The organism is Microterricola pindariensis, from assembly GCF_002936985.1.
GTDB lineage: Bacteria > Actinomycetota > Actinomycetes > Actinomycetales > Microbacteriaceae > Microterricola > Microterricola pindariensis.
On sequence record NZ_MPZN01000105.1, the window covers coordinates 1 to 7628 of the forward strand.

Consider the following 7628-nt stretch of genomic DNA (forward strand, 5'->3'; position numbering starts at 1 on the left):
TCCCGCGAGAGGAATCCGTGCATGGCCGCCGCCGCCGCGTTGCGGGGTGCGCCCGCATCGATGAGCAGCACGTCCGCCTGGGCCCGGGCCAGCACGAGTCCGGCGCTCAGCCCGGCCGCGCCCGCCCCGAGAATGATCACGTCGTGGTTGGTCTTGTCTGTCATTGTCACCACCTCCGGCATCAGGCTCGCACCACGAGGGGCAGAACAGGGACTCTTGTTGCTGAAATGGCAACACGGTGCTTGGATGGGCAGATGAGCGCCACCCTCAGAGTCGCCGCCGAGCTGGAGCAGATCGCCCCGCGACTCCGCCGCATCCGCCAGCAGGGCGACCTCACCCTGGACGAGCTCGCTGCCGCGACCGGCATTTCCAAGAGCACGCTCTCCCGGCTGGAATCCGGCCAACGCAAGCCGAGCCTCGAACTGTTGCTTCCGATCGCCGCGGCGCTGGGCGTGCCGCTCGACCGAATCGTCACGGCTCCGCGCATCGAGGATCCCCGCGTGCAGCGCGCGACGACGCGCGCCGACGGCCGCATCCTCACCCCGCTCTCGGCGAACCGGGCCGAGCCGCAGGCCTACAAGGTGGTCATCCCAGCATCCGAACAGGCGGTCGACCTCAAGACGCACACCGGGCACGAGTGGCTGTATGTGCTCTCCGGTCGCCTCCGCCTCGTGCTCGGCGAGCACGACATCGTGCTCGGCCCCGGCGAGGCCGCCGAGTTCGACACCCGGAACCCGCACTGGTTTGGGTCGACCGGCGCCGGCGCCGTCGAGATCCTGAGCATGTTCGGGAAACAGGGTGAGCGCATCCACCTCCGCGCGCGCAGCACCGCCGCGCCCGCGGGGTAGCGGCAGCCGGCGCTTCGCCCGAGGAGAGCTGCCGAGATCGCCGGATTCTCGGGCTTCGAACACGCCCACAGCGGCGTTCAGAAAACTCATAGGGAAAATAACGATCCGATAACTAGCATTCGTTACCGCTTCGTTATATATTCAGAGAGCGCCAGTTGTTTGCTGTGGCAGCTGGCGCAGAATGTGATTGCAGGACACTCTTGGTGCAAAGGGAGAGGGCCGGTCGTTAGCCTCAACGACCGGCCCTCAGTCCGTTAAATGCCGCTCGCGGCGCCCCGGTTGTGTACTGATCGCCCCGACTGCCTATCCTTATGCTGGGGAGGCGAAATGAGCCACAGGGCAGAAGCGGTCGCCGCATGGGAGTCACTGTTCCGTGCGCAGGTCACTGTCATGCGCACACTCGCGGCCGAGTTTCCCTCGCGCGAGATCTCGCTGAACGAGTACGACGTCATGTTCACCCTCTCGCTGCACCCCGAGCGGCGGCTGCGGCTGCGCGAGCTCAACCGCCAGATGCTGCTCACCCAGCCGAGCGTGAGCCGCCTCGTCGATCGCATGAGCGCCCGTGGCCTGCTCGAGAAGGAGCATGACCCCAACGACGGCCGCGGCACCGTGATTGTGCTGACGGATGCCGGCTTCGAGCTGTTCCGCCGGGTGGCCGTCTCACACATGGACTCCATCACCCGCCGGGTCGGCGGCGCACTGGACGACGACGAGCTGCGGCAGCTGACCGCCCTCTGCGACAAGCTGCGCGGCAACGGCGCGGCCTGAGCCGGGCGATCCGGTGCGGTCATACCCGATGGCCCCTCCCCGGGCATGACAGTGGGGCGAAGGCCCTACCCCCCGCCCCACCGCGGCATTCCCTCGCGGGATGCCCCTCACACAGGCAACCCGAACATTGCCAGGTGAGTCGCGATGCACCCACGCGTCACGCGCAGAGGGTGCCCGGCCGTGTGGCGGGCTGCCGCGGGCAGCGGGCGTCGTCGAGGTCTGGACGGTGCGACGCAGGGCTGCGGGAGGCGGGCATGCGCCGTCAACGCGCGTACTGACTTCTGGAGTTCGGGCTCCATAGCCTGCGTGCCTTTCGGGTCGGCGACAGCGGCTTCGCGCACCGACCGTGCGGGCGGAGCGTTAACGCGTCATCGTGCGCGGGCGTTGGGCCCGCGCACGATGATGATAGCTCTGCTGCGCCTCCGACGGATAGCGCCGACGGGGATCTGCTGGGCGTGCTGTCGGCCTGCGCGGCTAGACGGCCGCGGCGAGCTCGCTGGCGGCCTGCTCAAGGCCGGACAGCCACGCGGATTCGAGGGCCTCGCACTCGTCGGCGCTGAGCTCGGCGCGGAACGCCGCGGCCAACCCCGCCCAGCGCACGGCCGACTGGGCGCGCACCTTCTCGCCCGTGAAGCCGGATTCGCGCACGGCGTTGAGGAAACTCTCCTCGATGCGCGCCGCCACGGCGCCACCCTCGTCGAGGCGGGCGACGTTCTGCCGCCCCTGCCGGTAGGCCTGGCCGCGAGCGGTGCGCTGCGCTGCGGCTTGTGCTGATGCGATCAGCGCAATCTCCTCACTGGTGAGCGACTCCACTCGTTTCAAAAATGCGTCCACAACGTACTCCTCTCTCGTGAACCGTAACGGCCTACCATAGCAACTTTCAGTGGCTTTTTTGCTGGTCAGATACAAGATGCTTTCGTACAGGGAATGGGCTATGGTCTTCGGAAGCTCATCGAGCGAGAAGAAGGAGAGATGTCTCATGGCAGACAAGTCACCCAAGGCCAACAACGCCAAGAAGGCCCCGCAGGCCTCGCTGAAGGACAAGCGCGCAGCAAAGCGCGAGGTCAAGGCCGACACCGGATTCCTCAAGCAGCGCAAGGGGCACTGACCCCAGCGCCGCCCCAACACATGTCGAGACCCGGGGCGGATGCCGCATGGCATCCGCCCCGGGTCTCTGTCTGTCCGCACGTCTGCCTGCCCGAACGTCTGTGTGTCAGCGCGCACGCCCGCGCGCGGCCGCCCCTAGGCTGGGCCCATGCCAGCACCCGGCCGCTCCAGGTTGAGCCCGTTCACGCCGGGGTTCCGCGGGGGCGCGCGCCTCGGCCGGGCCTACTTCGCGGCGCAGGCCGCCGCCGGGGCGCTCTGGTGGATCGGGGTCTTCAGCTCTGATGCGGTGCGCACGGCGACCCTCGGCGGGCTGGATGCCGTCGCCGTCGCCGCCCTGGACGTGCCGCTGTTCGTGGCGGCATCCGCCCTCGTCGCGGCCGGCATCCGCGCGGTGCTCTGGGTGCTCGTGCCCTGGACGGCGATCGTGACCGCCGGGATGGTGCTCTACGCCACGGTGACCGGGCTGGCCGGCTGGGGCGTGCTGCTCATGCTCGCCGCGCTGCTCGGCACGGCAGCTGCCGGCTTTCTCGTCACGACGGGCTGGATTCCGGCCGCGCGCCTGGTTGCGGGACCGCTCGGCTTCCGGCTGGCACGCCCCGCGGCACCGCGGGTGCAGGTCGGCCGCACGGCCGGCCAGATCGTCGTGTTCTGGGGGCTGTTCCTCGGGGTGATCCCCGCCGTGATCGTCTTCGTGGAGGGGCGCTGGCAGCTGGGAGTGGATGCCCCGATCGCGGTGCGGTTCGCCGGTGGTGCGCTGCTCGCCGCCGCGAGCGCACTCGGGCTCTGGGCGGCGTTCACCATGTCCACCCGGGGCGAGGGTACGCCGCTGCCCTCGGCGATGCCCCGCAAGCTCGTGATCGCCGGGCCGTACCGTCTCGTGCGCAACCCCATGGCCGTCGCGGGCATCGCGCAGGGCGTCGCCGTCGGGCTGCTCTCCGGCTCCTGGCTGGTCGTGCTCTACGCGCTCAGCGGCTCCGTGGTCTGGAACTATCTGGTGCGCCCGCTCGAGGAGGCCGACCTGGAGGCGCGCTTCGGCGCGGAGTTCGACGCCTACCGGCGCGCGGTCGCCTGTTGGGTGCCGCGCCGGCATCCGCTGCCCGCATCGGCCTCTGCCTCCAGCTGACAGTTGAGCGTGTTCCCGGGCATCGGGAACACGCTCAACTGTCATTTCGGCGCGCGGGGCGCGGGGCGGGCTAGGCGCGCGGGGCGTCGGCCTCGGCTGCCTCACCCGGTGCACCGGGGCCGGTGGCGATGGAGCCGGTGCTCACTCCGACGGGCTCCGCTGCGGGGTCCGGGTCGGCGTCCGCACCGGCATCCGCCGCGGCACCGGCACGCTGGGCGGCCTCGAGGGCCTCGGCCTCTGCCCCGCCGATGGCCTCGCCGCGGGCGACCATTCCGGCCTGGTCGGAGAGCGGAACCTGCTTGAGGAACAGCGCGAAGACGAAGGCGATCAGGATGAACGGGATCAGGTACCAGAACACCGGCGCCAGCGAGTCGGCGTAGGCCGTGACGATGGCATCGCGCACGGGCTCCGGCAGCTTCGCGAGCGTCTGCGGGTCGAGCGAGGCCGCGGCGCCGCCGGCATCCGCCGCCCCCGAGCCGGCGAAGATGTCGGTGAGCTTCTCGGACAGGCGCGAGGCGAACATGGCACCGAAGATGGCGACGCCCAGGGAGGCGCCCACCTCGCGGAAGTAGTTGTTCGTGCTGGTGGCGGTGCCGACCATCTCGGGGTCGACGGCGTTCTGCACCACGAGCACGACGACCTGCATGATCAGGCCGAGGCCGGCGCCGAACACGAACAGGTAGACGCAGATCAGCCAGATCGGGGTGGAGGCGGCCAGCGACGTCATGGCGACCATCGCCGCGGCGGTGACGAGCGCACCGGCGATCGGGTAGAGCTTGTACTTGCCCGTCTTGGTGATGGCCAGGCCCGACCAGATCGAGGTGCCCATCATGCCGACCATCATCGGCAGCATGAGCAGGCCGGATGCCGCAGCAGACGTGCCGGAGGACATCTGCAGGAACGTCGGCACGAAGGCGATCGCCGAGAACATGCCGAGGCCGAGGGTGAAGCCGATGGCGGTGGCGTTGATGAAGATTGGGTTGCGGAACAGGCCGAGCGGGATGATCGGGTCCTGGGCGCGCGACTCCACCCAGACGAAGGCGGAGACTGCGGCGAGGAAGCCGGCGCCGAGCATCCACGTCTCCAGGGCGCCCCAGCCGAAGTCGGACTTGCCGCCGAAGTCGGTGAAGAAGATGAGCAGGGTGGTGGCCAGCGAGAGGGTGACGACGCCGGCGACGTCGACGCGCTTGGTCGCCTTCTTGCTCGGCAGGGTCAGCGTGAACCAGGCGATGGCGAACGCGGCGATGCCGATCGGGATGTTGATGTAGAACGCCCACTGCCAGGTGAGGTGGTCGACGAAGAAGCCGCCCAGCAGCGGGCCGGCGATGGCCGAGAGGCCGAAGATGGCGCCGAGCGGGCCGAGGTACTTGCCGCGCTGGGACGCGGGCACGATGTCGGCGATGATCGCCTGGGAGAGGATCATCAGACCGCCGCCGCCGAGGCCCTGCATGGCGCGGAAGACGACGAAGGTCCAGAAGTCGGGCGCGAACGCGGCGCCGACGGAGGCCAGGGTGAACAGCGCGATCGCGATGAGGAACAGGTTGCGACGGCCAAGCACGTCGCCGAACTTGCCGTAGATCGGCATGACGATGGTGGTCGCCAGCAGGTAGGCGGTGGTGATCCAGGCCTGGTGCTCAACGCCGCCGAGCTGGCCGACGATCGTCGGCATGGCGGTGGAGACGATGGTCTGGTCGAGGCTGGAGAGCATCATGCCGGCAATGAGGGCGCCGAAGATGATCCAGATTCGTCGTTGCGTGAGCAGCAGCGGTTGCTCGGTTGATGCGGCGGTCATGCGCTTCTTTCGTCGTGTCGTGCAGAGGGAGGCTGGGGTGGCAGGCTAGCGGCGGAGCGCGGCAGCGAAGAGCGCGGTCGCGGCGTCCGCCGAGCGTGTCAGGTGTTCGATGAATGAGGTGTCGTTGCCGGGCAGGAAGTAGAGCGCGGCGGCGCGGCGCACGATGGCGGTGAGCACGGCGACGGCCATCTCGGCCACCGCGTCGCCCTCCGGCAGCCCCTCGCGGGCGGCGATGACGCCGACGAGCAGGCGCTCCATCTCGGCGCCCTCGCGGAGGAACTTGCCGAGCAGCTGCGGCTCGCGGGCGATCACCGCCTCCGGCGGCGTGATGTCGGCGCCCTTGTCGCGGAACTGCCCGAGGGTGACGATGACCATCTCGAGCAGGTCGTCCAGCAGCGTCGGGGAGAGGCCGACGCAGTCGGCGGGCCGGGCGTTGATGAAGTCGGTGAGCGCCTCGGCGTCGAGGCCATCGTCGCGGTGGCCGATGACGGCGTCTTCCTTCGAGGGGAAATAGTTGAAGAAGGTGCGGCGGGAGACGCCGACGATCTCGCAGAGCTCCTCGACGGTGAATCCATTCAGGCCGTGCTCGACGGTGAGCCGGCGGGCGTTGCCGGTGAGCTCGCGGCGGGTGCGGCCCATGCGCCGCTCACGCGGGCCTGGCGTTGCGGCATCCGTTGGGCTTTTTGCACTCTCAGACACAAAGTGCAATTATGCACGAAATTGCCCGGAGTGCAAAAACAGCGCCCGGAGTATCTCCGGGCGCTGTCTTGTGGTGCGGGCTTAGTACCAGTTGACGGACTGTGAGTGCGACCAGGCCGAGGCGGGGGTGCCGTAGACGCTGGCGATGTACTCCAGGCCCCAGGCGATCTGGGTGGCGGCGTTGCTCTCCCAGTCGGAGCCCGCGCTGGCCATCTTGCTGCCGGGCAGCGACTGCGGGATGCCGGTGGCGCCGCTCGACGCGTTGTACGCGGTGTACGACCAGCCGGACTCCTTCTGCCAGAGCTTCTCGAGCGCGGCGAACTGGTCGTCGCCCCAGCCGTACTTCTCGGCGGCCATGGAGCGGGCGACCGTCCGGGCGCCCTCCGGGGTGTTCGCGTATGCCCGGTCGGCGGCGGCGGCCTGCGCGGCTGCAGCCTCGGCTGCGGCACGCTCGTGCTCGGCGACGGCGGCCTGCACGCTGCCGATCTGCGCCTGGGTCTGCTCGATGAGCCCGGTGACCTCGTCGACGGCGAGCAGCTCGAAGCCCTCGAGCGAGGCGACGGATGCCGCCAGCGGGGCCGTGTCGACCTTGCCCTCTGCGCCGGCCAGGGTGACGCCGGCGGCATCGATCGTGGCCGCGGCATCCTTCTTGGCGTGCGCGGCGATGAGGTTGCCGTAGACGTCACGGCCCTCGTCGTTGAGCGACGCGCTGGCGTTCAGCATCTCGGTCTCGCGCTGGGCGGCCTGGCTCTCGGAGGCGGCGCTGATCGCAAAGGTCGAGCCGACGATCGCGCAGGTGGCGAGCACGCCGCCGGCGACGAGCAAACGGCGGCGGGCTACGCGCGTGGCCTTCAAGCGGCGCCGCGAGCGGGCGGATTCTTCGACGGTGTCGGGGCGGCTCGGGGCGGCTGTGGGGGCAAGCGAGTGGTGAAGCATAACTTGAGCGGTGATCCTTCGTTCGGCGGGGCGCCGTCAGGCGCAAAGCATCAAGGCTGGTCGACGAAAATGGACGAAAGCTCATTTTTGGCTGGGCAAAGCATCCAAACGCATGGATTCAGCCGGCCGCGCGCCCGCTGCGCCGGCGCGGCCCCGGCAGCCCCGGCCGCCGTCGGCGATCAGCGGCACGCCGGCCGGCTTGGTCGCCTTGGACGCCTCGTAGACGGCGGTGACCTGGGGCACACCGACACCGGCGACGATGCGCGTGGTGCAGATGGAGCCCGGCCGACGCCGACCTTGACGGCGTCCGCGCCCGCGTCGACGAGCGCCTGGGCGCCCTCGCGGGTCGCGACGG

At 69.7% G+C, this 7628-nt stretch carries 9 protein-coding genes and 1 pseudogene; 4 read left to right on the forward strand and 6 right to left on the reverse strand.

Features of this window, described 5'->3' with window-relative positions; genetic code table 11:
- Positions 1 to 182, reverse strand: a 182-nt coding sequence (locus tag GY24_RS16800; RefSeq protein ID WP_324778440.1) for an FAD-dependent oxidoreductase, incomplete at its 3' end; no start/stop codon positions are given.
- A 72-nt stretch (positions 183 to 254) separates the two neighbouring features.
- Here GY24_RS16800 and GY24_RS16805 point away from each other — a divergent pair.
- A complete protein-coding gene (locus GY24_RS16805) occupies positions 255 to 848 on the forward strand; it encodes a helix-turn-helix domain-containing protein (RefSeq protein ID WP_104477725.1) in 594 nt (197 codons plus the stop codon).
- Between the two features lie 327 nt (positions 849 to 1175).
- Positions 1176 to 1616, forward strand: coding sequence for a MarR family winged helix-turn-helix transcriptional regulator (locus GY24_RS16810; RefSeq protein WP_104477728.1), 441 nt, complete (start codon positions 1176 to 1178; stop codon positions 1614 to 1616).
- 474 nt (positions 1617 to 2090) lie between these two features.
- Here the strand turns inward: GY24_RS16810 and GY24_RS16815 are convergent, their stop codons facing one another.
- A complete protein-coding gene (locus GY24_RS16815) occupies positions 2091 to 2450 on the reverse strand; it encodes a hypothetical protein (RefSeq protein ID WP_133161236.1) in 360 nt (119 codons plus the stop codon).
- Between the two features lie 145 nt (positions 2451 to 2595).
- On the opposite strand from GY24_RS16815, the gene GY24_RS18175 reads away from it, so the two are divergent.
- Both GY24_RS18175 and GY24_RS16820 read left to right on the forward strand, forming a co-directional pair.
- On the forward strand, positions 2596 to 2724 hold the full coding sequence (locus GY24_RS18175) for a hypothetical protein (RefSeq protein ID WP_267892625.1): 129 nt from the start codon (positions 2596 to 2598) through the stop codon (positions 2722 to 2724).
- A gap of 147 nt (positions 2725 to 2871) precedes the next feature.
- Positions 2872 to 3846, forward strand: a complete 975-nt coding sequence (locus tag GY24_RS16820) for a methyltransferase family protein (protein ID WP_104477732.1) — start codon at positions 2872 to 2874, stop codon at positions 3844 to 3846.
- 70 nt (positions 3847 to 3916) lie between these two features.
- On the opposite strand, the gene GY24_RS16825 is transcribed toward GY24_RS16820, so the two are convergent.
- The 4 genes and pseudogenes from GY24_RS16825 to GY24_RS16840 form a co-directional block, all read right to left on the reverse strand.
- On the reverse strand, positions 3917 to 5638 hold the full coding sequence (locus tag GY24_RS16825) for an MDR family MFS transporter (protein ID WP_104477734.1): 1722 nt from the start codon (positions 5636 to 5638) through the stop codon (positions 3917 to 3919).
- Positions 5639 to 5683: 45 nt separating this feature from the next.
- Positions 5684 to 6277: a TetR/AcrR family transcriptional regulator gene (locus tag GY24_RS16830; protein WP_104477736.1), complete on the reverse strand. Its 594-nt coding sequence runs from the start codon at positions 6275 to 6277 to the stop codon at positions 5684 to 5686.
- Between the two features lie 141 nt (positions 6278 to 6418).
- A complete protein-coding gene (locus GY24_RS16835; protein ID WP_133161237.1) occupies positions 6419 to 7273 on the reverse strand; it encodes an aggregation-promoting factor C-terminal-like domain-containing protein in 855 nt (284 codons plus the stop codon).
- Positions 7274 to 7369: 96 nt separating this feature from the next.
- Positions 7370 to 7628, reverse strand: a pseudogene (locus GY24_RS16840) (IMP dehydrogenase); the annotation flags it as partial.

Coding starts and splice junctions, on each gene's coding strand:
- GY24_RS16830 (WP_104477736.1), bottom strand. CDS start 6,277: ATGGGCCGCACCCGCCGCGAGCTCACCGGCAACGCCCGCCGGCTCACC.
- GY24_RS16835 (WP_133161237.1), bottom strand. CDS start 7,273: ATGCTTCACCACTCGCTTGCCCCCACAGCCGCCCCGAGCCGCCCCGAC.
- GY24_RS18175 (WP_267892625.1), top strand. CDS start 2,596: ATGGCAGACAAGTCACCCAAGGCCAACAACGCCAAGAAGGCCCCGCAG.
- GY24_RS16825 (WP_104477734.1), bottom strand. CDS start 5,638: ATGACCGCCGCATCAACCGAGCAACCGCTGCTGCTCACGCAACGACGA.
- GY24_RS16820 (WP_104477732.1), top strand. CDS start 2,872: ATGCCAGCACCCGGCCGCTCCAGGTTGAGCCCGTTCACGCCGGGGTTC.
- GY24_RS16805 (WP_104477725.1), top strand. CDS start 255: ATGAGCGCCACCCTCAGAGTCGCCGCCGAGCTGGAGCAGATCGCCCCG.
- GY24_RS16810 (WP_104477728.1), top strand. CDS start 1,176: ATGAGCCACAGGGCAGAAGCGGTCGCCGCATGGGAGTCACTGTTCCGT.